General features: G+C 68.0%; 28 protein-coding genes. 11 read left to right on the forward strand and 17 right to left on the reverse strand.

The window, feature by feature from the left end; translation table 11 throughout:
- The first annotated feature begins 90 nt into the window (after nucleotides 1-90).
- Entirely contained in the window at nucleotides 91-342 is a 252-nt protein-coding gene (locus tag ACJH6H_RS19640; RefSeq protein WP_212812529.1) for a hypothetical protein, read from the forward strand.
- Nucleotides 343-436: 94 nt separating this feature from the next.
- On the opposite strand, the gene ACJH6H_RS19645 is transcribed toward ACJH6H_RS19640, so the two are convergent.
- Nucleotides 437-1078, reverse strand: a complete 642-nt coding sequence (locus ACJH6H_RS19645; RefSeq protein WP_244872636.1) for a DUF1942 domain-containing protein — start codon at nucleotides 1076-1078, stop codon at nucleotides 437-439.
- Nucleotides 1079-1258: 180 nt separating this feature from the next.
- Between ACJH6H_RS19645 and ACJH6H_RS19650 the strand changes: the two genes are divergently transcribed.
- On the forward strand, nucleotides 1259-1750 hold the full coding sequence (locus ACJH6H_RS19650) for a hypothetical protein (RefSeq protein WP_212812530.1): 492 nt from the start codon (nucleotides 1259-1261) through the stop codon (nucleotides 1748-1750).
- Here the strand turns inward: ACJH6H_RS19650 and ACJH6H_RS19655 are convergent.
- Together ACJH6H_RS19655 and ACJH6H_RS19660 are read right to left on the reverse strand one after the other, a co-directional pair.
- Nucleotides 1690-2937, reverse strand: a complete 1248-nt coding sequence (locus tag ACJH6H_RS19655) for an amidohydrolase (protein WP_212812531.1) — start codon at nucleotides 2935-2937, stop codon at nucleotides 1690-1692. The genes ACJH6H_RS19650 and ACJH6H_RS19655 overlap by 61 nt on opposite strands.
- A complete protein-coding gene (locus ACJH6H_RS19660; RefSeq protein WP_406775628.1) occupies nucleotides 2934-3830 on the reverse strand; it encodes an LLM class flavin-dependent oxidoreductase in 897 nt (298 codons plus the stop codon). The genes ACJH6H_RS19655 and ACJH6H_RS19660 overlap by 4 nt, the downstream gene beginning before the upstream one ends.
- A 184-nt stretch (nucleotides 3831-4014) precedes the next feature.
- Between ACJH6H_RS19660 and ACJH6H_RS19665 the strand changes: the two genes are divergently transcribed.
- Genes ACJH6H_RS19665 through ACJH6H_RS19675 form a run of 3 tightly spaced genes read left to right on the forward strand, consistent with a single transcriptional unit; the run spans nucleotide 4015 to nucleotide 6862 of the window.
- Nucleotides 4015-5328, forward strand: coding sequence for a sensor histidine kinase (locus tag ACJH6H_RS19665; protein WP_406775629.1), 1314 nt, complete (start codon nucleotides 4015-4017; stop codon nucleotides 5326-5328).
- Nucleotides 5316-5960 (forward strand): response regulator transcription factor, encoded by a 645-nt coding sequence (locus tag ACJH6H_RS19670; protein WP_212812534.1) that lies wholly within the window; start codon nucleotides 5316-5318, stop codon nucleotides 5958-5960. The genes ACJH6H_RS19665 and ACJH6H_RS19670 overlap by 13 nt, the downstream gene beginning before the upstream one ends.
- A gap of 20 nt (nucleotides 5961-5980) precedes the next feature.
- Nucleotides 5981-6862: a DUF4097 family beta strand repeat-containing protein gene (locus tag ACJH6H_RS19675; protein ID WP_346416897.1), complete on the forward strand. Its 882-nt coding sequence runs from the start codon at nucleotides 5981-5983 to the stop codon at nucleotides 6860-6862.
- Here ACJH6H_RS19675 and ACJH6H_RS19680 read toward each other — a convergent pair.
- Together ACJH6H_RS19680 and ACJH6H_RS19685 are read right to left on the reverse strand one after the other, a co-directional pair.
- The gene (locus ACJH6H_RS19680; RefSeq protein ID WP_212812536.1) at nucleotides 6849-7346 is read right to left on the reverse strand and encodes a DUF4232 domain-containing protein; all 498 of its coding nucleotides are present in this window, start codon (nucleotides 7344-7346) and stop codon (nucleotides 6849-6851) included. The two genes, ACJH6H_RS19675 and ACJH6H_RS19680, sit on opposite strands and share 14 nt — an antisense overlap.
- A gap of 20 nt (nucleotides 7347-7366) precedes the next feature.
- Nucleotides 7367-8380, reverse strand: a complete 1014-nt coding sequence (locus ACJH6H_RS19685) for a nitronate monooxygenase (RefSeq protein ID WP_346416898.1) — start codon at nucleotides 8378-8380, stop codon at nucleotides 7367-7369.
- Between the two features lie 75 nt (nucleotides 8381-8455).
- On the opposite strand from ACJH6H_RS19685, the gene ACJH6H_RS19690 reads away from it, so the two are divergent.
- Nucleotides 8456-8845, forward strand: coding sequence for a VOC family protein (locus ACJH6H_RS19690; RefSeq protein ID WP_346416899.1), 390 nt, complete (start codon nucleotides 8456-8458; stop codon nucleotides 8843-8845).
- On the opposite strand, the gene ACJH6H_RS19695 is transcribed toward ACJH6H_RS19690, so the two are convergent.
- Both ACJH6H_RS19695 and ACJH6H_RS19700 read right to left on the reverse strand, forming a co-directional pair.
- Nucleotides 8817-9473 (reverse strand): maleylpyruvate isomerase family mycothiol-dependent enzyme, encoded by a 657-nt coding sequence (locus ACJH6H_RS19695; RefSeq protein ID WP_346416900.1) that lies wholly within the window; start codon nucleotides 9471-9473, stop codon nucleotides 8817-8819. The genes ACJH6H_RS19690 and ACJH6H_RS19695 overlap by 29 nt on opposite strands.
- Complete coding sequence (locus ACJH6H_RS19700) at nucleotides 9473-10363, reverse strand: alpha/beta fold hydrolase (RefSeq protein ID WP_346416901.1); 891 nt, start codon at nucleotides 10361-10363, stop codon at nucleotides 9473-9475. The genes ACJH6H_RS19695 and ACJH6H_RS19700 overlap by 1 nt, the downstream gene beginning before the upstream one ends.
- Before the next feature lie 77 nt (nucleotides 10364-10440).
- Between ACJH6H_RS19700 and ACJH6H_RS19705 the strand changes: the two genes are divergently transcribed.
- Nucleotides 10441-11061, forward strand: a complete 621-nt coding sequence (locus ACJH6H_RS19705) for a TetR/AcrR family transcriptional regulator (protein ID WP_406775630.1) — start codon at nucleotides 10441-10443, stop codon at nucleotides 11059-11061.
- 127 nt (nucleotides 11062-11188) lie between these two features.
- Here ACJH6H_RS19705 and ACJH6H_RS19710 read toward each other — a convergent pair whose 3' ends face one another.
- Complete coding sequence (locus tag ACJH6H_RS19710) at nucleotides 11189-11659, reverse strand: RrF2 family transcriptional regulator (RefSeq protein ID WP_212812542.1); 471 nt, start codon at nucleotides 11657-11659, stop codon at nucleotides 11189-11191.
- Between the two features lie 27 nt (nucleotides 11660-11686).
- The gene (locus tag ACJH6H_RS19715; RefSeq protein WP_406775631.1) at nucleotides 11687-12283 is read right to left on the reverse strand and encodes a cysteine hydrolase family protein; all 597 of its coding nucleotides are present in this window, start codon (nucleotides 12281-12283) and stop codon (nucleotides 11687-11689) included.
- Between the two features lie 42 nt (nucleotides 12284-12325).
- Here ACJH6H_RS19715 and ACJH6H_RS19720 point away from each other — a divergent pair, with 42 nt between their 5' ends.
- The gene (locus tag ACJH6H_RS19720) at nucleotides 12326-12826 is read left to right on the forward strand and encodes a hypothetical protein (RefSeq protein ID WP_346416904.1); all 501 of its coding nucleotides are present in this window, start codon (nucleotides 12326-12328) and stop codon (nucleotides 12824-12826) included.
- Between the two features lie 38 nt (nucleotides 12827-12864).
- On the opposite strand, the gene ACJH6H_RS19725 is transcribed toward ACJH6H_RS19720, so the two are convergent.
- Nucleotides 12865-13143, reverse strand: coding sequence for a hypothetical protein (locus ACJH6H_RS19725; RefSeq protein ID WP_212812546.1), 279 nt, complete (start codon nucleotides 13141-13143; stop codon nucleotides 12865-12867).
- 45 nt (nucleotides 13144-13188) lie between these two features.
- Nucleotides 13189-13803: a TetR/AcrR family transcriptional regulator gene (locus tag ACJH6H_RS19730; RefSeq protein ID WP_318986551.1), complete on the reverse strand. Its 615-nt coding sequence runs from the start codon at nucleotides 13801-13803 to the stop codon at nucleotides 13189-13191.
- A 109-nt stretch (nucleotides 13804-13912) separates the two neighbouring features.
- Between ACJH6H_RS19730 and ACJH6H_RS19735 the strand changes: the two genes are divergently transcribed.
- Nucleotides 13913-14839, forward strand: coding sequence for a metal-dependent hydrolase (locus ACJH6H_RS19735; RefSeq protein WP_212812548.1), 927 nt, complete (start codon nucleotides 13913-13915; stop codon nucleotides 14837-14839).
- Complete coding sequence (locus ACJH6H_RS19740) at nucleotides 14832-15986, forward strand: hypothetical protein (protein WP_346416908.1); 1155 nt, start codon at nucleotides 14832-14834, stop codon at nucleotides 15984-15986. The genes ACJH6H_RS19735 and ACJH6H_RS19740 overlap by 8 nt, the downstream gene beginning before the upstream one ends.
- 251 nt (nucleotides 15987-16237) lie before the next feature.
- Here the strand turns inward: ACJH6H_RS19740 and ACJH6H_RS19745 are convergent, their stop codons facing one another.
- The 3 genes from ACJH6H_RS19745 to cysD are packed head-to-tail and all read right to left on the reverse strand — an operon-like array spanning nucleotide 16238 to nucleotide 19780.
- Complete coding sequence (locus tag ACJH6H_RS19745; RefSeq protein ID WP_346416909.1) at nucleotides 16238-16984, reverse strand: 3'(2'),5'-bisphosphate nucleotidase CysQ; 747 nt, start codon at nucleotides 16982-16984, stop codon at nucleotides 16238-16240.
- On the reverse strand, nucleotides 16981-18828 hold the full coding sequence (gene cysN, locus ACJH6H_RS19750) for a sulfate adenylyltransferase subunit CysN (protein ID WP_346416910.1): 1848 nt from the start codon (nucleotides 18826-18828) through the stop codon (nucleotides 16981-16983). Before cysN ends, ACJH6H_RS19745 begins: the two co-directional genes overlap by 4 nt.
- A 1-nt stretch (nucleotide 18829) precedes the next feature.
- Nucleotides 18830-19780, reverse strand: coding sequence for a sulfate adenylyltransferase subunit CysD (cysD, locus tag ACJH6H_RS19755; protein WP_212812552.1), 951 nt, complete (start codon nucleotides 19778-19780; stop codon nucleotides 18830-18832).
- Nucleotides 19781-20023: 243 nt separating this feature from the next.
- Between cysD and ACJH6H_RS19760 the strand changes: the two genes are divergently transcribed.
- Nucleotides 20024-20437 carry a PaaI family thioesterase gene (locus ACJH6H_RS19760; protein ID WP_110772304.1) on the forward strand — a complete coding sequence of 138 codons (414 nt, stop codon included), beginning with the start codon at nucleotides 20024-20026 and terminating at the stop codon, nucleotides 20435-20437.
- A gap of 91 nt (nucleotides 20438-20528) precedes the next feature.
- Here the strand turns inward: ACJH6H_RS19760 and ACJH6H_RS19765 are convergent, their stop codons facing one another.
- The 3 genes from ACJH6H_RS19765 to ACJH6H_RS19775 form a co-directional block, all read right to left on the reverse strand.
- A complete protein-coding gene (locus ACJH6H_RS19765; RefSeq protein ID WP_371824522.1) occupies nucleotides 20529-22427 on the reverse strand; it encodes a glycosyltransferase family 39 protein in 1899 nt (632 codons plus the stop codon).
- A gap of 59 nt (nucleotides 22428-22486) precedes the next feature.
- A complete protein-coding gene (locus tag ACJH6H_RS19770) occupies nucleotides 22487-23743 on the reverse strand; it encodes a bifunctional glycosyltransferase family 2/GtrA family protein (RefSeq protein ID WP_212812553.1) in 1257 nt (418 codons plus the stop codon).
- A 94-nt stretch (nucleotides 23744-23837) separates the two neighbouring features.
- Nucleotides 23838-25736: a glycosyltransferase family 39 protein gene (locus ACJH6H_RS19775; RefSeq protein WP_406775632.1), complete on the reverse strand. Its 1899-nt coding sequence runs from the start codon at nucleotides 25734-25736 to the stop codon at nucleotides 23838-23840.
- Between the last annotated feature and the right edge of the window lies 1 nt (nucleotide 25737).

Below are 25737 nucleotides of genomic sequence, written 5' to 3' on the forward strand. Positions count from 1 at the left end.
AAGGACCCTAACACCGGCTACGCTGCCAGTAGCCGCGTAACCACAAATCCCGTGTCCACTACATGGGGGCAAGGCCCTTAGGGTCACGCTATGAGCCTTGATGATCGAATCGTCGCCGAACTGCGTAAGCACGAGCCAAGTGCGGCTATCTCAGGCGCACAGTTGGCCGCAGCCCTTTCGGAGGGCTGGCAAGCCGTCTACGACTCAAGTAGGCGTCTTGAAGCAGCTAGTCGGAAACCGGGAAGCGACCACATCATCATCATCTCCAACCAGCGCGAAGACAGTTCAATCGAACCGCCAAACGAGTTCTACGTCCATCTGTCTAGCGTCGTCGAACCCTGACACGCCAGGCCGGTTGTAGTCATCGGTACGGGTAACTGGGCGAACGGGCCCGCCCGGCGTCCGCCAGGATTCGTGCGGCTGCTGTCGGTAGAAATCAGCGACGGCCGCTACCCGAGTTATACCCCGGTGACGCCACGTCCGACTCGGAGAGCTCGAACGGCGGCGGCGCCATAACTTCAGGGGTGAACAGATTGCCCCCTGTCGGGGTGCCCTCGGCCGGCGGTGCACTCTCCGCGGGTGGGGTGCTGATGATCTCGCTGGTGCCGACGGGGGTGTCGGAAACATCCTCAGATGCATCGCCCACGGGACCGCGCGGCACCCAGACCAGCAGGTCCTGCATACCGTCGTTGTAGACGACGCTGTTGGGCACGTCGCCGACGACGTCGAAGTAGAGCTTGCCGGTCGACGTCCCGCCGGGCGGTGCCGACGGCAGACCGCCACCGATCACGCGGTAGTTCGCCCCGCTCTCGGCCCGGGCGTTGAAGAACGCGGTGATCGGGTTGGCCCAGCCGCCGACCCCTTCGACAGTCACGGTCGCCGAGTAGAGCTGGCCGTTGTGCGGCACGGGGTCCGAACTCGGCTTCAGGCCCTTGACCGTGTAGCCGATCTCGTTCAGCGTCTCCTGCTGTCCGAACGGCTTGATGTTGTTGGCCGCCGAAGCAGAGCCCGCCGTCATGCCGGCCATACCGAACACGATCGCGGCGATCCCCACGGGCGCCACAAGTTTGATCTTCACCGTTACTCCCGTCCCACACCGAGGCAGTGTCCAACGCGGAGGTTACCCGCCGAACCGCTGGTCAAACGCAACTTCGCGCAGATCATTCGGACGTTCAGTGCCCGGCTGCCGGGACACCGGCATCCGCTGCATGCCCGAGCGGGATAGGAACAAGCCGAATCTCGAGATCGGAAGGATGTCATGGGCAAGCAATTCGGGTGGGGACGCTTCTTGGCGGTGGCGCTGCCGGTATCGATTCTGACGTTCATCCTCGACGTCGTATTCCACAAGACTGCGGGACCGGCACTCTTCGGCAACAGCTACCCGGCGGCCGACTACCCGCAGCGCCCGCTCGCCGAAATCATGGACCTGTTCCCGTTTCTCGGGTTCACGTACGTCCTGCAGCTGACGATGCTGTGCTTCCTGTTCCTGCGGCTGTACCCCGGCCGCGGGCTGGGCAAGGCCGCCTGGTGGGGCATCTGGGGCGGCCTGTTCGTCGTCATCCCCAACATGCAGTTCTTCGTCGCCGTCGCCCACACCACATGGACGATGCTCGTCATCCAGATGATCGAAGCCATCGCACTGTGTGTCCTGGCGGCATGCCTATTCGAAATCGCCTACCGCCCAAAGGACTACAACCAGGACAGCGCGGCCACCACGAGCGCCTCGGTGCCGGTGTCGAGCGTCGGCTGAATCACCGGGCCGAACGTCGGCGAGTGGTTCACCGGGATGTCCTGACTGATCCGGCCGGCTTCGGCAGCACGGCTGAATTCGGCGGCATCGATGCCGCCGAACATCCAATAGGTGTACGGCACGCCGAGCGCCCGCGGGATGTCGCTGAAATCCTCACTCGCGGAGGCCTGCGGGATGGCCAGCACACGGTCGCCGAATTGCTCGACGAACGCCTCATGAACCCGGGCGGTGGCGGCCTCGTCATTGTCGGTGACCGGAAACTGGTCGTAGAACTCGAATTCCGGCTCCTTCGGGGAATCCGACGCCTGGCACTCGGCGATGACGATACGCTTGACGGCCGCGATGACGGCGGTGCGCACCGCCTCGTCGTAGGTGCGCAGATTCAGTTCCAGCACGGCGTGGTCACCGATGATGTTGCTCTTGGTGCCCGAATTGATGCTGCCGACGGTGAGCACGACGGTCTCGATCGGCGCGACCTCGCGCGACACGATGGTCTGGAGCCGGACGACGATCATCGCGGCCAGCACAACGGGATCGATGGTGGCGTTGGGCATGGACCCGTGGCCGCCGCGGCCGTAGACCGTCACGCGGATGCTGTCGGCCGCGGCCATCACCGGCCCGCTGCGGGTGCCGACGTATCCGGCCGGAGCCGGAGCGACGTGCTGACCCAGCGCCACGTCGACCGTGCCGACGACGTCGGCCAGCCCGTCGGCGACCATGCCGGCGGCACCGCCGCCGACCTCTTCGGCCGGCTGGAACAACGCAATCGCGGTGCCCTGCCAGTGATCTCGCCCGTCGGCCAGCAGCGCGGCCGCGCCGAGCAGACAGGTGACGTGGGTGTCGTGGCCGCACGCGTGCATGACGGGCACGTCCTTGCCGGCGGCGTCGGTGCCGCGCACCGTGCTGGCGTAGGGCAGCCCGGTGGCCTCGGCGACGGGCAGCGCGTCCATGTCGGCGCGCATGAGGACCGACGCACCGTCACCGTTGCGCAGAATGCCCACCACGCCGGTGCCGCCGATTCCGCCTGTCACTTCATAGCCGATCTCGGTCAGCTTGTCCGACACCAGCTTTGCGGTGCGATGTTCCTGGTGTGACAACTCCGGGTGCTCGTGCAGGTCCCGGTACAGGTCCTCCTGCCACACCCGCACCTCGGGCAAGCCGGCCAGCACGTCCGTCGCACGACTCATAGCGCTGCCTCTCCGGTGAAGTCCTTGACCACGTCGGCCACCCGGCGCAGCTGGTCGATGTCCGAACTGGTGGGGATGAGATGCACCTCGTCGGTGCCGATGTCATCGAATTTCTGTAGCACGTCGAGCAATTCGTCTTCCGTGCCGGCCCAGCCCGTGGTGGGCGCCATCGCGTCGACGTACTCCTCGGGAATCCAGTTCATGTACCGGCGCAGGTGCCGGTGCACCTGGTTGCGCGCTTCGTCCTTCTCCCCGAGGGCGAACCAGAACGACGTGGCCAAGTGCGGCTTGGGTTTTCCCGCCTCGGCCCACGCCTCCCGGGCGACGTCGAACAGTTCGCTCTCACGCTCCACGTTGAGGTCCAGCGTGGTGCCGGCCATGCCGTCCGCCCAATTGGCGGCGCTGCGTATGGTTTTCGGGCCGATGGTGCCGACCAGCAATCGGGGGCCACCCGGTTGGACGGCCTCGGGGCCGACGGGCAGCACGGATTCGGTGAGCTTCTCCCCCGCCCAGACGCGCTTCATCAGCGCGACCCGCTCGGCCATGCCGCGCATGGTCTGGGTCTTCGGGTCGGCACCGACGGCGTTGTAGTCCTCGTGCCGTCCCCCGACGCCGAGGCCGACCGTCAGCCGTCCACCGCTGAGCATGTCGCCCGTGGCAAGCGCTTTCGCCAGCATCACCGGATCATGTAGTTGCGGGACGATCACCGTGGTGACGAGCCGCACGCGGTCGGTCCAGGCCGCCAGGGCGCCGAGCAGCGTCAGGGAATCGGGATTGTCGAACGCGATGCGCTCACCCCAGCACAGGGACGAGAAGGGCCCGCCGTCGATCACTCTTGCCCAGGCCGTCAGCGTTGCCGCATCGAGGTTGGGCTCCATCACTGGCATCGTCATCCCGATCTGCACACAGCCGATTCTGGCATGCGCGTCCAGCGCGAGGGTTCGGGTCGGCCGGCCGGACTCCGTCCATGAGCGGACCGGCAAGGCCCGGTACAGGGCGAACCGGTGGGGTTTACCCCCAGAGATGTCGCGGGAAAACGCCGTGTCCCGGGGCTTCGCCGGTGCCTAAGTTGGAGGCATGGTCGCAACAGCTACAGACCCCGCGTCGGCCGAGCCGACACATCCGACAACGACGCCGCCGGTGCCGCGCACATCAGACCTCGGTGTCGTCCCGACGTCGTCGATGATCGTCGGCGCGTTCGCAGGCATGATCTGGTTCTGGATACCGCTGTCCCTGCTCATCCTCGCCGTCACCTCGATCCCCTCGGTGATCGGGACGGTGTTCGGCGGAGTGGTGTTCGTCTACGCCGTCCGCGCCACCGACCGGGTCGAGCGGGTGCGCAGCGAGGCGGTGTTCGGCTTCGGCATCGCCGTCCCCTACCGAAAGCTGACGCCCTACAGCGGTTTTCAAGGATGGGCCCACCAATTGTGGCTGGACGTGAGCAGCGGCCGGTTCTGGAAGGTGTTGGCGCACAGCTACCTGCGCATGGTCTTCGACATCTTCGCGGTCGGGCTGGCCTTCTCCTTGCTGGCTTTCGCGCTGCTCGGTCCTGCCGCGGCGACCGCGATCCACAACAGCGATCCCGCTGCCGGACTGAGCTTCATCTCCCCGCCGCTGTCCTGGCTGCTGGCCATCATCGCGCTGGCCGCCGCCGCAGGCATCCTGGTGTTCGGTCCCCGGGTGGACGCCGCCGTCGACCGGTGGCTCCTGCCGGCATCGCCGACGGCGGCGCTGCAGCATGAGGTCAGCGCCCTGCACCAGGCCCGTCGCGGCGCGGTGTCGTCGGCGTCCACCGAACGGCACCGCATCGAACGCGACCTGCACGACAGTGTGCAGCCCCGGCTGGTGTCGTTGGCCATGACGATCGGGCTGGCCCAGACCAAGCTCGACTCGGACCTGCCCGAGGCCCGCAAGCTGATCGCCGAGGCACACGACGACGCCAAGGCCGCGCTCCTCGAACTGCGAAATGTGGTGCGCGGCATCGCGCCGACGATCCTGGCCGACCGCGGCCTGGACGCCGCACTGTCGGCGGTGGTGCAGCGCACCGAAACCGCCGGCGTGCCGGTGACGCTGGAACTGCAACTGCCGAAACGTTTTTCCGACGAGGTGGAGTCGTGCGCGTACTTCGTCGTCGCCGAGTCGTTGACCAACATCGCCAAGCACGCCCAGGCCACCCACGCCGTGGTCACGGTGCGCTACCACGAGCCCACCGACCAGCTCCACATCTCGGTGTTCGACGACGGTATCGGCGGGGCCCAGACGACCGGCGACGACACGACGGGCCTGCGCGGACTCGGTGAGCGGGTGCGCGCGGCGCGGGGCACCTTCGCCGTCTCGAGCCCCGAAACCGGAACGACGACCGTGACGGCGGTACTGCCATGCGCATTGTGATCGCCGAGGATTCGGCCCTGCTGCGCGCGGGTATCGAGCGCATCCTGATCGACGCCGGCCACGACGTGCTCGCTGGGGTGCCCGATGCCACCGAGCTGCTGCGGGCCGTCAACGAGCACAACCCCGACCTCGTCATCGTCGATGTCCGGATGCCGCCGACCTTCACCGACGAAGGCATCCGCGCCGCCGCGCTGCTGCGCAGCCAGAATCCCGAGTCACCGGTGCTGGTGCTGTCGCACTATGTCGAGGAACGGTACGCGGCTGACCTGATCGCCTCGGATACCAGGGGTTTCGGCTACCTGCTCAAGGACCGCGTCGCCGACGTCCCGGCATTCCTGGACGCCGTCACCACGGTGGGGACGGGTGGCACCGTCCTGGACCCGGAGGTGGTGTCCCAAATCCTGGTGCGCACCCACCGCCGCTCCACCCTGGCCGTGCTCACCCCGCGCGAGCAGGAAGTCATGCAGCTGATGGCAGAAGGCAAGACCAACTCGGCCATCGCAGGGCTGCTGCACATCTCGATCGGCTCCGCCGAGAAACACATCGCATCGATCTTCACCAAGCTGGACCTGACGCCCGACGACAGCGAGAACCGGCGGGTCCTCGCCGTCTTGCGCTATCTCGAATCCTGAAGAGAGAAAAGGACTTTCCCATGACTTCGAATCTGGATACCGCACCGCCGGCCGACACCGCCACGCCGCCCGCGCTGACCCCGGGCGGCCGGTCGGCGATGCGCTCGCTGCTGGTGGTGACCGCCCTCGTCGTGACGCTGTCGGCGGCCGCCGGGATCGGCGGATTGGCCTGGGGCATCAGCTCGGTGCGCGTCGCGGCCGAAACCGAGACCCTGCCGGCCGATTTCAGCTCCCTGACGATCGACACCGGCGATCTGCCGACTGCCATCAGGATCGCCAGCGACCGCAATGCCCATGAGCCACGGGTCCGGATGCGGCTGCTCAATACCGCAAAAGACGATCACCAGGCCCTGAAGGTCACCCGCAACGGTGGCGCTGTGAGCCTCACGGTGACCGGCACACCGTCGCCGCTGTTCGACTTCGGGCCGCCCGGGGAGATCATGGTGACGCTGCCTCCCGATGTCGCACACCGGCTTTCGGTCACCACCAAGCAGCAGGTCGGCGTGATGCTGAGTCTGACCGATCTGGATCAGCTGACCGTCCACAACACCGACGGCGCGGTGATCCTCGGTGGCAACGCCCGCCGGATCGAGATCCACACCCAGAGCGGCGATGTGCAGACGCGTGAGCCGATCGTCGTCACCGACGCGTTCATCGCCGACTCGACCGATGGCCACATCGCGGTGGACTTCAAAGAGGTCGCTCCGCGCACCGTGGAGGTCACCAACCGGGACTCCGACATCGACATCACCGTGCCGACCGGTGGGCCGTACCTGGTGCGGGCACAGGCGGGCGACCACGCGCAGGTGCGCGTGCCGCAGACCGAGGATCCGGCCCGCGCCGTCGCTCAGATCACCGCACGGACCGATGATGGCAGCATCACCGTCACTACGCGCCGGTGAACGGCCCCACCCGCAAGGTCGGGTAAGCCGTACTGGCGCAAGCGGTATCAGCATGGCCGATGATGATGGGCTCGGTGTCACCCGGCAGGTTGACCTGCAATCCGCTGACCGGCACGGCATTACAGTCGGCCGGGAAGTTGCCCGCGTTGACGATGCCGAGGTTCGCCGCGGTGGACTGGCCGGGTTCGATCACCACGACACCGATGACGGTCTCCGCATCCTGACTGGCGGCCACGCCGACCACATGGTTGTCGGAGCCGGCAATGAACGACACCGCCGGATAACCCGACATGCTGCACGGGGCGTCCCCGGAGTTCTTCAGGATCACCGGATAGAACGTCGTCCCGGCGGCACCGTCGGGCGGGCCGAGGCTCGGTGTCAGTTGCGCAGTGGCACAGCGCGGTACCTGGACGGGGTCGGCATGAGCGACCGTGATCGGCCAGGCGCAGGCCACCGCCAACGGGATCGCGACAACGGTTCGCATGCCTGCTCCTTTCCCGATGCTCACGCGAGCCCGGCCATGATGTCGGCGACCGAACCCGACCGGATTTTCCGGAATCCGGTGCCCGCCCAGACGTTTGTCCCGTCCGGGTCGCCGGCTGCCACCGCCGCCTTGCGCAGCGGGCTGGTGAGGTAATGCACCTCGGGATAGCCCAGCGGCGCCTGCTCGTCGTGTTCGTCGATGAACCGGTTGCGCAGCCCGCGGGCGTACCGTCCCGAGAAGGCTTTGGTGACAACGGTTTCGGTGAACCGTGGATCGACGAGTGCGGCGCGGTGCACCGGGCTGGAGCCAGACTCCTCGGCGAGCAGAAATGCCGTGCCGAGTTGTGCGGCCACGGCACCGGCGGCGATCACGGCGGCGACGTCGTCGCCGGTCATCAGGCCGCCCGCGGCGACGACGGGCAGTTCGGTGGTGGCGAGTACGTCGGCCAGCAGTTCGGTGAGTGGCTGCGTGGCGGGCGCGGCCAGCGGATCGTAGGTGCCGCGGTGGCCGCCGGCGCCGGGGCCCTGCACGGCGAGGGCGTCCACCCCAGTGGTTGCGGCCTGCGCGGCTTCGTCCGCGGTGGTGACCGTTGCGACGGTGGTGATACCGGCCTGCCGCAACCGCGCGCACTCGTCGGCGGTTGGCCCGCCGAAGGTGAAGGACACGACGTCGGGCCGCAGGTCGGCGACGACGTCGAGCTTGGCCGCCCAGTCGTCATCGTTGAATGTCGCATCGCCGAGCGCCGCCCCGTAGCGGGTGGCTTCGGCAGCGAGTTCGGTCGCGTACCGCTCGATCTCGCGGGGCTGTGCGGTACTGGGCTGCGAGGCAAAGAGATTCACGCCCAGCGGGCCGGTGGTCAGCGCGCGTGCGGCGGTGATGCGGTCGGCCAGCGTCTGCGCCGTCAGGTAGCCGGCTGCCACGAATCCCAGGCCACCGGCCGCCGACCCCGCAGCGGCCAGCTCGGGCGTCGATGGCCCACCGGCCATCGGCGCGACAATCACCGGAACTGCCAGCTCACGCAGGTCGAACGCCATACTTAGATCATGACAGGCAGGGGCCGCACACCGCGGCAGTGACGCGACGCTCGTGAACGGGTAGAACGGAGGAATATGGCCATCACCTTCAACCACACCATCGTCCACTCGACCGACCGCTCGGCCGCGGCCACCTTCTTCACCGAGCTCTTCGGTTTGCCTCCCGCCCAAGAAGGCGGGCCGTTCCTCGCCGTCGAACTGAACCACGGCGTCAGCTTGGATTTCGCCCAGGTCCCAGAGGGGACAAATGTCGTCCCGCAGCATTACGCGTTCCTGGTGTCCGAGGATGAGTTCACCGCGATCTACGGCCGGATTCGTGAACGCGGACTGCAATATTGGGCCGATCCGCGCGGCCAGCATCCCGGCGAGATCAATCGCAACGACGGTGGCCGGGGCGTCTACTTCCAGGATCCCAGCGGGCATTACCTGGAGATCATCACCCGGCCGTACGGCTCAGGCGGCTGAGCACCCGGTCCGCCAGTGTCACGGCGCCCGGGCCGCGTAACCGGGGCAACACCTTCGGCCGGTTGCCGAGCACCGAGATCAGCTCGGCGGCCGTGCCCTCCACCGCCGGCCCGGTGGTGCCGTGACGCCAGCCGGTGTCGACGGCGCTGAGCTGAAGACCCCGGCTGTTGCGGTATGCGGGGACGAACGGGTTGGGGAAGGCGACTTGGGTGTCCAGGACCGTGTTGAGCAGGTGGGCCGGGATGTCCGGTTCCCGGCCGACGGCGAACAGGATGTCCAGCTCGTGGGTGATGTGGTCGCCCAGCAGTAGCCGGGCCGGAAAGTATCGGCCGACGCCGGCGGGACGGGCGCTGACGGCTCGGAAATCGTCCAGCAGGCGTTCGGCGCTGCGGCCCCGTGCGCGTTCGGTGGCAGTGGCGGTGTTGGCGCGGTCGAAGTCGCGGTGCCGGATCATCTCCCCCACGAACGCGCCGACGGGATGACTGCATCCGACCACCAGATGTCCCAGCACGTCGCGGTTGCTCCACTCCACACACAGGCTCGGTGCGGCCCATTCTTGCGGCGTCAGGCCGGCAACGACGTCGGCGAATCGTTCGTCGTTGGCGCGCAACGCATCACGCGCGGACATCAGAGGTGCTCCGTCAGGAAGGCGAGCTGATCGTCGAGTACTCGCCGCACCAGCGGCGGGTGGTAGATCGCGAAATGGTCGGATGCGTAGTGCCGCGCGATCCCGCGCGGCGCTCGCTCGGCCACCGCTTGGGCGTACCGCGGATCCATCAGCGTCTCGTCATCGCAGACGCACACCAGGAGGGGCGCCTGGACCGTCGCGGCATGGCGCAGCGCCGATCTCGTGATCAGCAGCGCGGCGTCGACCGCGGTGATCCGATTGTCGAACGCGGTGCCGGCCGGCACCGTCGACCGCCACCCGTTCTCGGCTCCGGGCACCGTCACGAGCGCGTCGGTCCCGGGCTGTCCCACGATGGGCACGTAGCGACGTCCGCGCCGGAGAAGCGCACGCACCGCGTCGTGGACGATCGCCGGTGTCAGCCGCAGCGCACCCCGGATGCCGACGCTGCGGGCCGATGCCGGCCCGTGAGTGATGGGACATTGCACCACCGCGGCGGCGATGTCGGTGCGGCTGCCGGCCACCCGCACCACGTTCATGCCGCCGAGGCTCGTGCCCCACAAGCCGATGCGGTCGGCGTCGACTTGCGGGTGCCGCTGTAGGTAATCGATTGCGGCGTCGACGTCCCGGCATTGTTCAGGAATCGAAATATGTTGCCGCGGTTCGCCTTCGGAGGCCCCGTTGAACCGGTAGTCGAAGGACAAGGTGGCAATGCCCGCGGCGGCGAAATGCTGTTCGTACTGCGACAGCATCATGTCGCGGGTGGCGCCGAGACCGTGCACCAGGACGACGGCGGGATGCGGACCAGGGGTCGACGGCAACGTGAGCCACGCGGCGCAACGGTCTCCACCGCTGACGAAGTGCAACTGCTCGACCGGGATCGCTGATGTCATCTGAACTCCTCACATAAGTACGCTGTACGTATCGTCTACACTTCAACACGTACGACGTACTCGTCAAGGGGGTGCTCATGCGCGCACGGTTCACCACGGACGAAATCGCTTCCGCTGCACTGCGAATCGTCGACGAATCCGGTTTGGCGGCGCTCAGCATGCGGTCCCTGGCCGCGGCACTCGGCACGGGGCCGATGACGATGTACAACTACGTCGCCGACAAAGAGGGCCTGGAAGAACTCGTCGTCGCCGCGGTGTCCGCCGGGATCGAGGTGCCCGAACCCACCGACGACTGGGCCGCTGATGTCCATGCAACGGCGTCCGCGGTGTGGCGCGGCGTGCGGGCCCACCCGGCCGCCATCCCCCTCGTCCTGACCCGGCGAATGGCGTCGGCCACGGGGTTCGCTGCCGCCGACGCGCTCGTCGGCGCGCTCGAGCGGGCCGGCCTGTCCGACGCTGCCAGGCTGTCCGCGTTTCACGCGGTGCTGGGATTGGTGACCGGCTCGGCTCAGGCCCAGCTGGCCGGGCCGTTCTCGGGCGACGCCGCCGAGACTGCGGCCCGGATCGGGTCGGCAGCCGGAGTCCGGTACCCGCACATCGCCGCACTGTCCGAGGTGGCCGCGACCGTGTCGGTCGAGGACGACTTCGACGGCGGGCTGCGGATGCTGATCGCGGGCATCGCGGCGGCGGGCAGGTAGCGGCCGCTCATCCGCCGCGAGCGCGACGTAACTGCACGCGAATCACGGTGTGTCGGCGTACAAACACGGCCGCTCGCGGCAATGAGGACTAGCTGTAGCGGCAATGAGGGCTAGTTGTAAATGGGGGCTAGCTGTGGCCGCGGCGGGCTTCCTGGGTGCGGTAGTCACCTGCCAGCGTGCTGACGTGGTCTGGAAGCTTGCCCGTGGCCACGTCGGCGAGGCTGGTCTGTTCCAGCACCGAGCGCATGCTGGCGCGCAGGGCGCGCCACACATCGGTGAGGGCGGCCGTCGGCCCGGAGTACGGCAGATCGCCGAGTCCGATGTCGCGGACGCTCGCCAGCGGGCCGTCGATGCAACGCAGGACGTCGGCGATGCTGATGTCCGCGGCCGGCCGGGCCAGCTCGTAGCCGCCGTCGCGGCCGCGGTGGCTGCGCACCAGACGGTCGGTGCGCAGGTTGGTCAGGATGTCGACCAGGAACTGCGCGGGGATGCCCTGCGCCTTGGCCAGGTCCTCGGTCTTGACCAGCGCACCGGCGTCGGCGGCGGCCAGTTCGACCATGGCGCGGACGGCGTACTCCGCCTTGGCTGACATCCGCATCAGCCAATCATGCCATTCCGGGCCGGATTAGTCCGGAATAGCTGCGACGTTGGGCGCGACCACCGCCACCAGATCGGCCAGGCCGGCGAGGCTCGCCGCCTGCAGCGCCGCGGCCGGCACCGCCTGACCGTCGGGCCCGGCCAGGGTGCGCGTCGCCGTCGCGGCGGCCACGACCGTCGGCGCGTACCCGAGGCTGAACGCGCCACGGGCGGTGGAATTCACGCACATGTGCGTCATGAAGCCGGCGAGCACCAGGTTCGACGCGCCCAACGCCTTGAGCCGCTCATCGAGATCGGTCTGCACGAACGAGTTCGGGAACTGCTTGACGATCACCGGCTCGTCGCCGCGCGGCGCCACCCGGTCGACGATCGCACCGGACTCGCCCCCGATGTCGTACAGCGAGCCCGGCCCATCGTCGTGCTGGATGTGGATGACGGGGATGCCGGCCGTGCGGGCACGGTCGAGCAGTGCGGCAGTCTCATCGAGAGCGTCCTGCACACCCTCGAGCTCCATCACCCCTTGCGTGTAGGTGTTCTGGCAGTCGATCAGAACCAGGGTCGAGTCCGCGAGGCCGACCGGTTCGACAGGCAGGCTGGACAATTCACGCAGGGTGGGGCGAGTCATGTTGTGAGCCTAGTGGCGTGCGGTGGCAGTTAGGCTGAATTGGTGGGGCTACCGGACTGGTCGAGGCCGAAGATCCTGCTGGCGCTGCTGGCTGTCACCGTGCCGATCTTGGTTCTCATCGCCATCAACAAAGCGGACAGTTCGAGTGCACCGCCGCAGCAAGAGGCCAGCGCCGACTGCCGGCAGGTCGACCAAGCAGTGCGGCATTGGTCAGAGGCTTTGCCCGCCATTCAGTTCGGACTGACCCGCTCCGCCGATGCCGCCGCCATTGCCCGTGACTCTGCCACCGCGGCGGCCGCAGTGCGCAGTGACGCGGCCTCGATCACCGATATGACCTTGCGTGACAAGGTAACCGCACTGGCAGACAAACTCGACATGGTCAGTCGGGGCAGGCCGAGTGCCCCACCGGACTGGCGTCCCGACCAGACCTTCATGGATGGATACCACCCGATGACGACGCTCGTGCACCAGCTCAAAGTCGCGTGCCCGAACGTCGGCAACGATCCGGCGCCGGCCGGGCCGCCCACCCTGCCGACGAATTAGCTTCGGCGGGAATCGCTTTCGACGTCCCCCGCCCGAGGCTAGTTGTTGCCGTTGAGACCCGGATGCAGACCGGGTGCGACGCTCGGTGCGCCCGGCGCGGTGACAGCCGGACTGAACAGGTTGCCTCCGGTGGGGCTGATGCTCTTCTCCGTCGGCGTCGCCGATGGAGACGGCGACGAGGTCGTCGTCGTTGTGGTGGTGGTCGACGGCGACTGCCCGCCGTTGTTGCTACAGCCCGCGGTGAGCACGCCCATGGCAAGGAGGGCGGCGCCGCCGGCCGCGGCCATCAGACGACGAGTGGACAGATGAGTACGCATACGAACACAAACTAGCCCTGACCGGCTGTTATCGCCACCGATCGATCAGCGGGCCGATTCCTGCCCCAGGATCGCCGCGCCCAGCCACCGCCGGATGAACGCCCGCAACTCGTCGGGAGTGCGCCCGTCCCCTGCCGGCGCGAGGAAGTAGGACAGCATGATGCGCAGCGTGAATTCGACCAGCTCGCGCAGCGCCGCGTCGTCGTATCCGTAGCTCGCCCAGTCGACGTCGAACCGGGTGATCATCTGCATGCCGAAGTCCTGCGCCTCGGCAGACGCCATGTCACTGCTGTGCGCGCTGACGTACGGCGCCGACATCAGGATGCCGAGGTGCGGTGTCCGGGCCACGGCGTCGAGTGTGTAGAGCACGCCTTCGGTCATCGCGTCGGCGGGATCGTGAATCCCCCGCACGTGCTCGCTGAGCTGATCCAAAAAGCCTGCGACCGAGGCGATGGCGGCGGCGCGCATCAACTCGTCGGCCGTCGGGAAGTACCGGTACACCGTCTGGCGGATGACGCCGAGCGATTCGGCGACGTCGGCGATCGTGATCGCGGTGCCCGTGGTCGCGAGCAGCTCGACTGCCGCGGCGACGATGCGGCGGGTCGCCTCGTCGTCATCGGCGGGCGGCTCCCCTCCCCAACCGCGACGTTTGCGTGCCATCCGCCGGACGGTACACGGCCGGCACCGCGCCGGGCATTGACGGATGTTCGCCAACACTGTAACCATACACAGGCGACATAGTTTGTATGATTACTGATCGAGGTGCCCAGTGACCGATCTCCAGGTCCGCAAGATGCGGTTCGCTTTCGCGGACCACCCCGTGCCCTTCCTCTGGAACGAGACCAACCCCGCGTTCTCCGCAATGGCAAATGCCGTGTCCTTCTTGGCGATTGCGTTCGAGAAGATGATCGTCAGCACCATGGCCGAGGCCAAGCCACTGCTGACCGACCCGGTGATCGCCGAAGAGGCCGACGCCTTCGTCCGCCAGGAGGGGCAGCATTCGATGGCCCACCGGGCCCATGCGCGCGGCCTCATCAAGGCCCACCCGGAGCTCAAGGAGACCCTCGACGAGGTGATCGCCGCGTTCGACGACCTCGTCGCCAACAAGCCCCTCAAATATCGGCTGGCCTACACCGCCGACCTGGAGGCGACGTTCACGCCGGTCTTCAAATTGATGCTCGACCACGACGACACGTTGTTCGCGCCAGGCGACGACCGCGTCGCGTCACTGTTCTTGTGGCACTTCGTCGAAGAGGTCGAGCACCGGAGCTCGGCGCTCATCATCTACAACGGCCTGGTCGACGATCCGTGGTACCGCATGCGGGTGGCGCCGTCGATCTTCAAGCACGTGATGGATTGCGTGCGGATGGCGTGCAACGGGTTCAACAAGCATCTGCCGCTGGAAGTCCGCAAGGTCGACGCGCTGTCGGCGTTCGCGCTCGAGCGCCGCAAGAACACGATCCTGAAGAAGCTGGGCCGCATCCCGGACTTCGGGCCGTTCACGAGCGCGTTCCACGACCTGCCGGTCCGCGAGCAATTGGTGGCGCTGTCAGGCATCGTCCGCAGCCAGATTCCGGGCCACAACCCGGAGCACGAGAAGCTGCCCGCACTCGCGGCCGAATGGTTCGATCGCTACGACGCCGGCTACGACGTCACCCACTGGTACACCGCCGGAAAGCAGAGCGCCCATGTCTGACCTGTGTTCCCCGACGTTCGCCGATCTCGCCGGGCGCCTTGGCTTTTCCTGCGACACGGCCGGCGGCCTGCTCGAGGTCCGCAATCCCCTGCAGCTGGAGAACTGGACCCTGCCGGTCCTGGAGTTGACGGTGATCACCGGCGCGGTGCTGACCCTGGTCTACGCGATCATCCGGCTGCGCCGCCACGGTGACGCCACCAACATCGCCCTGTGGTTCGGCGCCGTCGCCTACCTGCTGATCATCGAGCCGCCGCTGTACTTCCCCGCAGCCTTCGGCATCGCCGACCGCGTCGACACCATGTTCGCGCACAACGTGTTCACGTTGGACTTCCTGTGGGGCCGGCTGCCGCTGTACATCGTCGCGATCTACCCGATGATGGCGACCGTCGCCTTCGAAATCGTGCGCAGCCTAGGGGTTTTCCGGCGGTACGGCACCCTGGTCGGCGCCGTCTGCGTCGGGTTCGTCCACCACGCGTTCTACGAGATCTTCGACCATCTGGGCCCGCAGCTGCGGTGGTGGGAATGGTCGGTGCACAACCCGATGAACCAGCCGATGTTCGACTCCGTACCGCTGCCCAGCGTCGTCGTCTTCGCCGCGCTGTGGCCGATGTCGCTGGCGCTCTGTGTGCAGTTCTTCGTGGGCCGGCACGCTGATCGGGGCCGCCGCTTCACCGGTTTCGAAATCGTCTGGCGCACTGTGGTTGCCGGGGTGTTGGCTTCACTGGGTACCGCGATCCTGCCGCTGCCCGCGACCGTGATCGGCGGCGTCACCGGCAGCAGCACCGCGGGCGGTATTGCCTACGCGGCGGAACTCGTGGCGGTGTGCGCCGTGGCGGTCTGGGCGCTGGTGACGCAATGGCGCCGGCTGCGCGGCACCGTCGCCAGCCCGACCGAACCGCGCTACGTGAGCCCGCCATGGCTGATCGGCTACGCCGTCGCCTACCTGGTCGTCATGGCGGCGCTCTGGCTCAGTGCCCTGCCCGCCTACTTCGGCGCGGTCAACGGCGTTACCGCGCACGGGGATCCGATCGGCAGCCTGTGGTACACGGCGGCGTGCTTTGCGATCGCGATCGCCTGCCTCGTCGCGGTTCGCACCGTTGCACCAGCGAAAGCCAATGCGCCGCTGCCGGTTACCGCGTCGGCGTAGCTCGATAGGCCCCAAGAGAAATCCGTAGCTTCAATCACGAGGCACTCTCGACTGTCATTGTTGAAGCCAGGGACGTTTTCGGGCCGTCAACAGTCCCTGGCTTCAATAACCATCGGCACATCACCACTTCGGCTGCACTGAGGGATTTTTCCCGCTACGGAGTCTGCATGGCTGGACGCAGTCGTCCGAGATGCGCGAAATGGCTGTGGGAACATGCGTCCCCACAGCCATTTTCGTCGATGTCGCGAGAGCTACTGCGTCGCGGTGATCGCCAGCACCCGCTCGGCCAGTTCCGGCCGGCACACCACCAGGTCGGGCAGCTTCGGGTCCTCGCGGTTGTAGACCAGCGGCGAACCGTCGATCCGCGAGGTGTGCAGGCCGGCAGCGCGGGCCACCGCGACCGGCGCGGCGGAGTCCCACTCGAACTGACCACCGGCGTGGACGTAGACGTCGGCCCGGCCCTGGATCACGGCCGCGACTTTGGCTCCGGCCGAGCCCATTTCGACCAGGACTCCGTCAAGGGCGTCACGCACCGCGAGCGCGATGGCCGGCGGGCGGGTGCGGGACACCACGATGCGCGGCGGACCGTCGACCGCGAAGGGCGCGGCCACCTCGGGCGTGTGCAGCGTGGTGTTCTGCGCGGGCAGCGCCACGGCGCCGGCGACCAGCTCGCCGGATTCCCACAGCGCCACGTGCACGGCCCAGTCGTCACGGTCCAGCTCGGAGAACTCGCGGGTGCCATCGAGCGGGTCGATGATCCACACCCGGTCGGAGGTCAGGCGGGCGCTGTTGGCCCGTTCCTCCTCCGTCGCCTCCTCCGAGAGCACCGCGTCATTGGGACGCAAGCGTGCGAGCTCCGTCATCAGGAACTCGTGAGAGCGCTTGTCCCCCGCCGCTTTCCGCTCGGAAGCGTCGGCCGTGGCGAACTCGGCCCGCACGTCCAGCAGCAGGTCACCCGCGCGGGTGGCCAGCCGCTCGGCAACCTCGTGATCGGTCATCGCGGCGCCACCAGCATGTCGACGACGCGCTGCGCCTGAGCATCCAGATCACCCGGCACCAGCGCCAGGTCCGGGTTCTTCGGCCGCTGGTACGGGCTGTCGATACCGGTGAAGTGCGTGATCTCACCGGCACGCGCCTTGGCGTAGAGCCCCTTGGGATCGCGGGCCTCGCAGTCGGCCAGCGGGGTGTCCATGAACACCTCGAAGAACTCGAATCCCTGGTCCGTGTGGACCTTTCGCGCCAACTCACGGTGCTCTTCCAGCGGGCTGATCGCCGGCACCAGCACGATCTGGCCGGAGTCGGCCAGCAGCGTGGCGATGTGGGCCAGGCGGCGCAGGTTCTCCGAGCGGTCGGCCATGGAGAAGCCCAGGTCCGAGTTCAGCCCGTGGCGCAGGTTGTCGCCGTCGAGAACGTATGCGGGACGTCCCAATTCGAGCAGCTTGCGCTCCACCAGCATGGCGACCGACGACTTACCCGAGCCGGACAAGCCGGTGAACCACACCGTGCTGCCCTTCGACAACCGGTCCTCGGCCGTGACGAGGTTGGCGTGCCGCACCGCGTTCGGGCTGGCCGACCGGTTGGCCGCCGGCGTGGTGTCACGCACCATGCCCGCGGCGACGGTGCCGTTGGTGTCCGGGTCGATCAGGATGAACGAGCCCGTCACGGCGTTGCGCGAGTACTCGTCGAGCAGCAGCGGCTGCTGCGTGCGCAGCGTGACGCGGCCGAGTTCGTTGAGCTTCAACGCCGTTGCGCTCTTGTCGCGGTGCAGGGTGTTGACGTCCAGCCGGTAGTCCAGGTCCGAAACCCGGGCCCGCGTGGTGCGGGTGGTGTGCTTGATGATGTAGTCCCGGCCCGGCTCGAGGCTCGCGTCGTCGGACATCCAGCACACGGTGGCGTCGAATTCCTGCGTGGTGTGCGGCTGGTTGTGCACACGAGCGATCATGTCGCCGCGCGAGATGTCGATGTCGTCGGCCAGACTCACCGATACCGCCATGGGCGCGAAGGCCTCCTCGAGCGGCCCGGTGGGGCCGTCGATCGCGGTGATGGTGCTGGTCTTTCCCGTTGGGAGAACGACGATCTCGTCGCCGGGGCGCATGACGCCACTGGCGATGGTGCCCGCGTAGCTGCGGTGGTCGGCGTGCTCGTGGGTCTGCGGGCGGATGACGTACTGCACCGGGAAGCGGACGTCCATGAGGTTGCGGTCACCGGCGATGTACACCTCTTCGAGGTGGCTCAGCAGCGACGGACCCTCGTACCACGGCGTCTTGTCCGACTTGGTCACCACGTTGTCGCCGGCCAGCGCCGACAGCGGGATGGTGGTGACGTCCTGGATGTCCAGGCGGGCCACGAACTCGTGGAAGTCGTCGCGGATCTTCTCGAAACGCTCACGGTCCCAATCGATCAGGTCCATCTTGTTGACCGCCAGCACGATGTGCTGGATGCCGAGCAGCGAGGCCAGGAAGGCGTGCCGGCGCGACTGCTCCAGCAGCCCGTGGCGGGCGTCGACCAGCACGATGGCCAGCTGCGCCGTCGAGGTGCCGGTGACCATGTTGCGGGTGTACTGGATGTGACCCGGGGTGTCGGCGATGATGAATTTCCGCTTGGCCGTGGCGAAGTAGCGGTAGGCGACATCGATGGTGATGCCCTGTTCCCGCTCGGCGCGCAGGCCGTCGGTGACCAGTGCGAGGTCGGTGTAGCCGTGGCCGCGTTCCTTGGAGGTGCGCTCGACGGCGGCCAGCTGGTCCTCCATGACGGCCTTACTGTCATAGAGCAGCCGGCCGATCAGCGTGGACTTGCCGTCATCGACGGAGCCAGCAGTGGCGATACGAAGCAACGTTGCCATATCAGAAGTAGCCTTCCCGCTTACGGTCTTCCATGCCGGCCTCAGAAATCCGGTCGTCTGCGCGGGTCGCGCCGCGCTCGGTCAGTCGGGACACCGCGGTCTCGGCGATGACTTCCTCGACGGTCGAAGCCTCCGACTCGACGCAACCGGTGCAGGTGACGTCACCGACGGTGCGGAACCGGACGGTCTTGGTGATGACCGGCTCGTCGTCGTTCGGCTTCAGGTATTCGTGCACGGCCAGCAGCATGCCGTCGCGCTCGAAGACCTGGCGCTCGTGCGCGTAGTAGATGCTCGGCAGCGCGATCTCCTCGGCGCCGATGTAGGCCCAGATGTCGTACTCGGTCCAGTTCGACAGCGGGAAGACGCGGATGTGCTCGCCCTTGCGGTGCCGGCCGTTGTACAGGTTCCACAGCTCGGGGCGCTGGTTCTTGGGGTCCCACTGGCCGAACTCGTCGCGGAAGCTGAAGACACGCTCCTTGGCGCGGGCCTTCTCCTCGTCGCGCCGGGCGCCACCGAAGGCGGCGTCGAACTTGTTCTCGCGGATGCCGCGCAGCAGCGACACAGTCTGCAGCGGGTTACGCGAGGGACCGTTGTCGACGACGCGTCCGGCGTCGATGTCGTCCTGCACGCTGGCCACGACCAGGCGCAGGTTGTACTTCTCGACCAGGGCGTCGCGGGTGGCGATGACCTCTTCGAAGTTGTGGCCCGTGTCGACGTGCATGACGGGGAACGGCAGGCGGCCCGGCGCGAACGCCTTGATGGCCAGGTGCAGCATCACGATCGAGTCCTTGCCACCGGAGAACAGCAGCACCGGCCGCTCGAACTCCGCGGCGACCTCGCGGATGATGTGGATGGCCTCGGCCTCCAGCGATCGCAGATGGCTCAATTCGTATTTGGCGGCCCGCTGGTCCACCTTGGACGCCTCGGCGGCGTCGGGAGTGACGGTCATCATTTCCCCGTAAAGTTGGTAGAACTGGTCAAGTTAAGAACCATGGTCGGAATTTACGTGCCCGGTGGCGCAGTGTCAACGGTTGTAACCACCGAGATCAGGTGGAACAACGCCGCCGGCGGCTGCCGGCTTCCCGATCGCCGTCTCTGCCCGAAGGAGCACCCCACCCCACGCTTCACGCCGGGTCGCCATCACTACCTGCCAGGTAATTGAACCGACTACCCGCCGCGCGCAGACTTCCATGACATGAGCCCGAGTACCGGCGCCGAGGTCATGGCGCAGTTCATCCCGCAGTCACCGCTCGTCGCCAAGCTGGGCATCGTCGCCGAAGCACTCGACGCCCCGGAGGTCCGGTTGCGGATGCCGTGGGACCCGACCAACACCACGCTGGCCGACATGGTGCACGGCGGCGCCATCGCCGCACTGGCCGATGTCACGGTCATGGCGGCGGCGTGGTCGACCGAACGCGAACCCGAATCGCTTCGCGGGGTGACGATCTCGATGTCGGTCCAGTACCTGGCGCCCGCCCGGTCGACCGACCTGATCGGTGTCGGGCGCGTGCTGCACCGCGGAAAGTCCTTGGTGCACTGCGAGGTCGAGATCGAGACACCGGGCGGCGACCCGGTGGCCAAGGCCGTCGGCACGTACAAGATCGGCTGAGCGAGGCCGCCCGATCGAGGCCAACGAAACGCAATGCCTCGGATCGCAGTCACCTGCTGACTGCAATCCGAGGCATAGACGCGTGCTCCGATCAGTGGGGCGCCTCGAGGTCGTAGACCGTCGCGCCACCGACGTCGAGCTTGGCGAAGTGCCCCGTCACCCATGCGGTGATCTCGGCGGCACTACCCCGCTCACGCCGGGGGCCGCCGGGCCCCTTGTGATCGCCGGCGATGAAGTAGTGGATCTGGCCGTCCTCCACGTACCGCTGGAACTGCGCCAGGGTCGGCGCGTTGTCCCCGCCGGAGAATCCGCCGATCGCCATCAACGACTTGCCGGTGCTCAACTCCAGATCGCCGGCCTGGAAGGACCCGACCGTCGCTGCGGCCCAACGGTTGTCGGCACCGCGGATCAGGTTCTCGAGTTCGGCGTTGGGGCCGTCGCGGTGCGGACCACCCGGGCCACCACCCGGCCACGAATCACCGCCGGGCCGCGGCGGACCTGACATCGAGCCGGGGCCACTGCTGTGGGCCGCGGCCACGTTGTAGATCGTGAACGACGCCGACCCGGCCAGGGCCGCGGCGACCGCGATACCGGCGACGACGGCCGTGACCCGTCCGGAGCGCGCCCCGACCGCCACGACGGCCACCGCCGCCAGGACCGCCACCACCGCGATGGTCCACCGCAGGGCGGGCATCCAGTCCGGGGTGCGGGACAGCAGCGCGAACGCCCACCCGGCCGAAACGACCAAGATTAGTGCGAGCAACAGCCGTGCCGACAACGTCTCCCGGCGCTGCCACAGCTGCGCGACCACCATGCCGGCCAACGCGGCGACCGCAGGGGCGAGCGCGACGTTGTAGTACGGGTGCACCGTGCCGTCCATGAAGCTGAACACCGCACCGGTCACCAGAAGCCAACCGCCCCAGAGCAATACACCCGCGCGTGCCAGGTCGGTCCGCGCGGCGCGGCGACTGGTCCACAACAGCAGCACGAGACCGAGCAACGCCGCGGGCAGCAACCACGACACCTCGACGCCCATCGACGGGCCGAAGAGCCGGGTGATGCCGGCGTGGCCGCCGAAGAAAAGGTTGTCCCGCATGCCGCCGCCGGGGCCGCCTGGGCCGCCGCTGGGACGGTCACCGCCGGTGATCCGCTCGATGCCGTTGTAGCCCAACGCCAACTGCAGCAGGCTGTTGTCGGTCGACCCGGCGATGTATGGACGGGCGTCGGCCGGCCACAGGCTGACCAGCGCGATGTACCACCCGGCCGAAACCACCACGGCCACACCGGACATCAGCAGCGCGCTGATCCGGCGTCCCACGCTGAACGGCGCGGCGACGAGGAATGCCAGGGCCAGACCCGGTACCGGCAGGAAGGCCTGCAGCATCTTGGTCAGGAAGGCGAAGCCGACGATGACGCCCGTCAGCGTCATCCACCGCGCGGACACGGCGAATTCGGCGGACTGGATGGCCCGCACCGTGCAGTAGGCCGCGCTGATCAGCAGCAGCACGAGCAGCGCGTCGGGGTTGTTGAACCGGAACATCAGGGCCGCAACGGGAGTCACCGCCAGCACCAGACCGGCCAGCAGTCCGGCGGCCGCGCCGCTGGTGCGACGGACCGTCGCGTACAGCATCCCGACCGACGCCACACCCATGAGGGCCTGCGGCAGCAGCATGCTGAACGCGCTGAATCCGAACAGCCGGCCGGACAGGCCCATCAGCCACAGGGCGGCCGGCGGCTTGTCGACCGTGATCGCGTTGCCGGCATCGAACGATCCGAACAGCAGCGCCTCCCAGTTCTGGGTGCCGGCCTGGGCCGCGGCGGCGTAGTACGAGTTGGCCCAGCCCGACGAGCCGAGCGCCCACAGGTACAGCACGGCCGTCCCGGCCAGCAGTGTCAGCAGCGCGGTCCGTTCCCAGACCGGGCGTCCCCACACGGCCGGGCGGCGGCGAGCCTTCGGCAGGTGAGCCTTGGCAGGCGCGGTGGCGATCACGAGCGGGTCTCCTCTGAAGCGGTTGGTAGGCAGGTCAATTCGCGCACTGGGTGGACGCTCTAGCTCTGACGCCGCGGGTGGAACACCCAACCGCGCAGCAGCACGAACCGCACTGCGGTGGCAACCAGGTTGGCGGCCACCAGCACGCTCAGCTCGAGGAGATGGTGGGCGTGCGGCGCGAACACGTGCAGCCCGGCCAGCGCCCCGCTGGTGATGGTCAGGGCGATACCGAAGACGATCAATCCCTCGAACTGGTGCCGGGTCGCACTCGCCGCTCCCCCACCGCGGACGCCGAACGTGAACCGCCGGTTGGCGGTGGTGTTGACGATCGCGGTGAGCAGCAGGGCGATCAGGTTGGCGGTCTGCGCGCCGAGCGCGGTGTGCATCATCATGAACAGCAACAGGTAGGCCAGCGTCGAGGCGACGCCGATGGTCCCGAAGCGGACGACCTGACGCAGCAGCGAGCCGGGCGCGGCCGCCTTGGTCGACGAACCCAGCTGGGCGGCAATCGTGTTCACCGGGATGCTGCCGTTGGCGAAGCCGCGCAGCAGGCGGCCGACGCCCTTGAGGTCGGCGGCCGCGGTCGCGATGATGTCCACGCGGCTGTCGGGGTCGTCGACCCAGTCGACGGGGACCTCGTGGATGCGCAGTCCCGTGCGCTCGGCCAGCACGAGCAGCTCGGTGTCGAAGAACCAGCCGGTGTCCTCGACGAGCGGCAGCAGCGCCTGGGCCACGTCGGCCCGGATGGCCTTGAAGCCGCACTGGGCGTCGGAGAACTTGGCCGACAGTGCCCCGCGCAGGATCAGGTTGTAGCAGCGCGAGATGAACTCCCGCTTCGGCCCGCGCACGACGCGGGAAGACCGGGCGAGCCGGGTGCCGATGGCCAGGTCCGAGTGGCCCGAGATCAACGGGGCCACCAGCGGGCCGAGGGCCGCCAGGTCGGTGGAGAGATCGACGTCCATGTAGACGAGCACCGGGGACTGCGAGTGCGACCACACCTCGTGCAGCGCGCGGCCGCGGCCCTTGAGCTCGAGCCGCACGACGCGGACGTTGTCGAACTCGAGGGCCAGCTCGGCGGCAACCTGTGGGGTGGCGTCGATGCTGGCGTTGTCGGCGATGGTGATCTGCACCGGGTACGGGACGTGCTCTTCCAGGTGGCGGTGCAGGCGGCGGATGCAGCCGGGCAGCGCGACCTGCTCGTTGTAGACGGGCACCACGATGTCCAGCACCGGGACGCCGGCAGCGCGTGCGGCGAGGGCGGCATTTGGGCGCGTAGTGAAGCGTTGCTCGGCGTCGCGCTCGACCAGGTTCGTCATGACATTGATTTTTGGACCGCAGCTTTAGGCCGCCATGGGCTGAAGCTATGGGCCAGCTATGTGTTTCGAGCCGCCGACCGCCCGCACCGCGGGATCAGCGCGGCCGGGTCAGGTCGTAGACGACGGTGTTGTCCACAGTGGTGGCGGTGAAGTGTGCGCTGACCCAGGTGGCGATCTGCCGCGATTCCTGCTTGTCATCGTCCTGGCCGTGGTGTCCCCAGCCCATGTTGATGTCGCCTTCGACGAAGTAGTGAATCTGTGCGGCGGCGACGTACTGCTGGAACTGCGCGAGCGTGGGCGCGGGGTCGGTGCCGTTGAAGCCGCCGATCGCCATGACCGGGACGCGGGCCGCCAGCTGGTAGCCGGCGGCGTTGGTGGAGCCGATGACGGCGGCCGCCCAGCGGTAGTTCGCGGCGTCGGCGCTCAGCAGTGCGCTGACGGCAGCGCTGGGCTTGGGAGACTCGAAGAGCCCGCCGCCCGGCCGGAAGCCTTGCGGCGGAGCGCCCATCGCACGACCCGGCCCACCGGCGGGGCCCCGGGCCTTCATGCGCCCGGGAGGAGGCGGCCCCCACCCCGAACCGTGTCCGCCGGGCCCGCTCACGGACGGCATCGCCCCGGTATGCGAAACACCAGCGGTGGCAATCGAATACGCAGTGGGTGCCGCTAGGGACACCAGGACCGTGACGGCCACCACCAGGCGTGCGGGGCCGAATCGCGGCGGCGCCAGCAACAGCAGTGCGGCGACGGCGCCCACGATCAGCACCGAGGTCCGCAACCAGCTGATGTCAGCGCGACCCAGCAGTATCGCCGCCACCGCCGCCGTGGCCACCACGGTGCCGGCCATGGTCAGCCGGGCCACCAACGCAGTGCGGTTGCGCCACAACAGAACCGATCCGATACCCACGCACGCGCCGATGGCCGGCGCCAGCGCGACCGTGTAGTACTGGTGCACGATGCCGTTCGCGAAGCTGAACACCGCGGCGGTGAGCACCAGCCACCCGCCCCACAGGATCAGGGCGCCCCGCGTCGCATCGGTCCGCGGGGCGCGCCGCGTGAGTACCAGTCCCGCGACCAGACAGATCAGTGCCGCGGGCAGCAGCCAACCGGCGTAGCTGCCCATGCTGGCGCCGATTAGCCGGTCCCAGCCGACATCGAAGTTCGGGTTGCCCAGGCCACCGGGCTCGTTCCCGTTCAGCCGGCCCACACCGTTGTAGCCCAGTGCCAGTTCGATGATCGAATCATGTTGCGATCCACCGACATACGGGCGCGACGCGGCCGGCCACAGCTCGACCAGCGCCAGGTACCAACCGCCGGAGACGACCATCGCGGCGGTGCCGCCGAGCAGCCGCCACAGCCGGGTACGCACCGGAGACGGCCCGGCGACCAGGTACGCGGCCGCGAAGGCCGGCAGCACCAGGAACGCCTGCAGCATCTTGGCCAGGAACGCGAACCCCGCGGCCACCCCGGCGGCGACCAACCACCAACGGCCCGCGTCCTCTTCGCAGGCACGCTGCACGCAGTAGGCACCGATCACCAGCAGCAGGACCAGCAGCGCGTCGGGATTGTTGAACCGGAACATCAAGGTGGCCACCGGTGTCAGCGCGAACACCACACCGGCCAGCAGGGCGGCGGCCGGCCCGGCGGCGCGGCGCACCGCGGCATACAGCACCGCCACCGCCGTCACACCCATCAGGGCCTGCGGCACCAGGATGCTCCAGGAGCTGAGCCCGAACAGCCGCACCGACAGGTCCATCACCCACAGCGCGCCGGGAGTCTTGTCGACGGTGATGGCATTGCCGGAGTCGCTGGCGCCGAACAACATTGCGGTCCAGTCACTGGCACCGGCCTGCGCGGCCGCTGAATAGAAGCTGTTGGCCCACCCACTCACCGACAGGTTCCACAGGTACAACACAGCGGTACCCGCCAGCAGGAGTCCGAGCTGGAGTTGTTCGCCGAGCGGGCGGCGGCGTAGTTCGCGAGTCACCAGTCTCATT

The sequence above is a fragment of the Mycobacterium sp. SMC-21 genome (assembly GCF_045310825.1).
Classification (GTDB): Bacteria; Actinomycetota; Actinomycetes; order Mycobacteriales; family Mycobacteriaceae; genus Mycobacterium.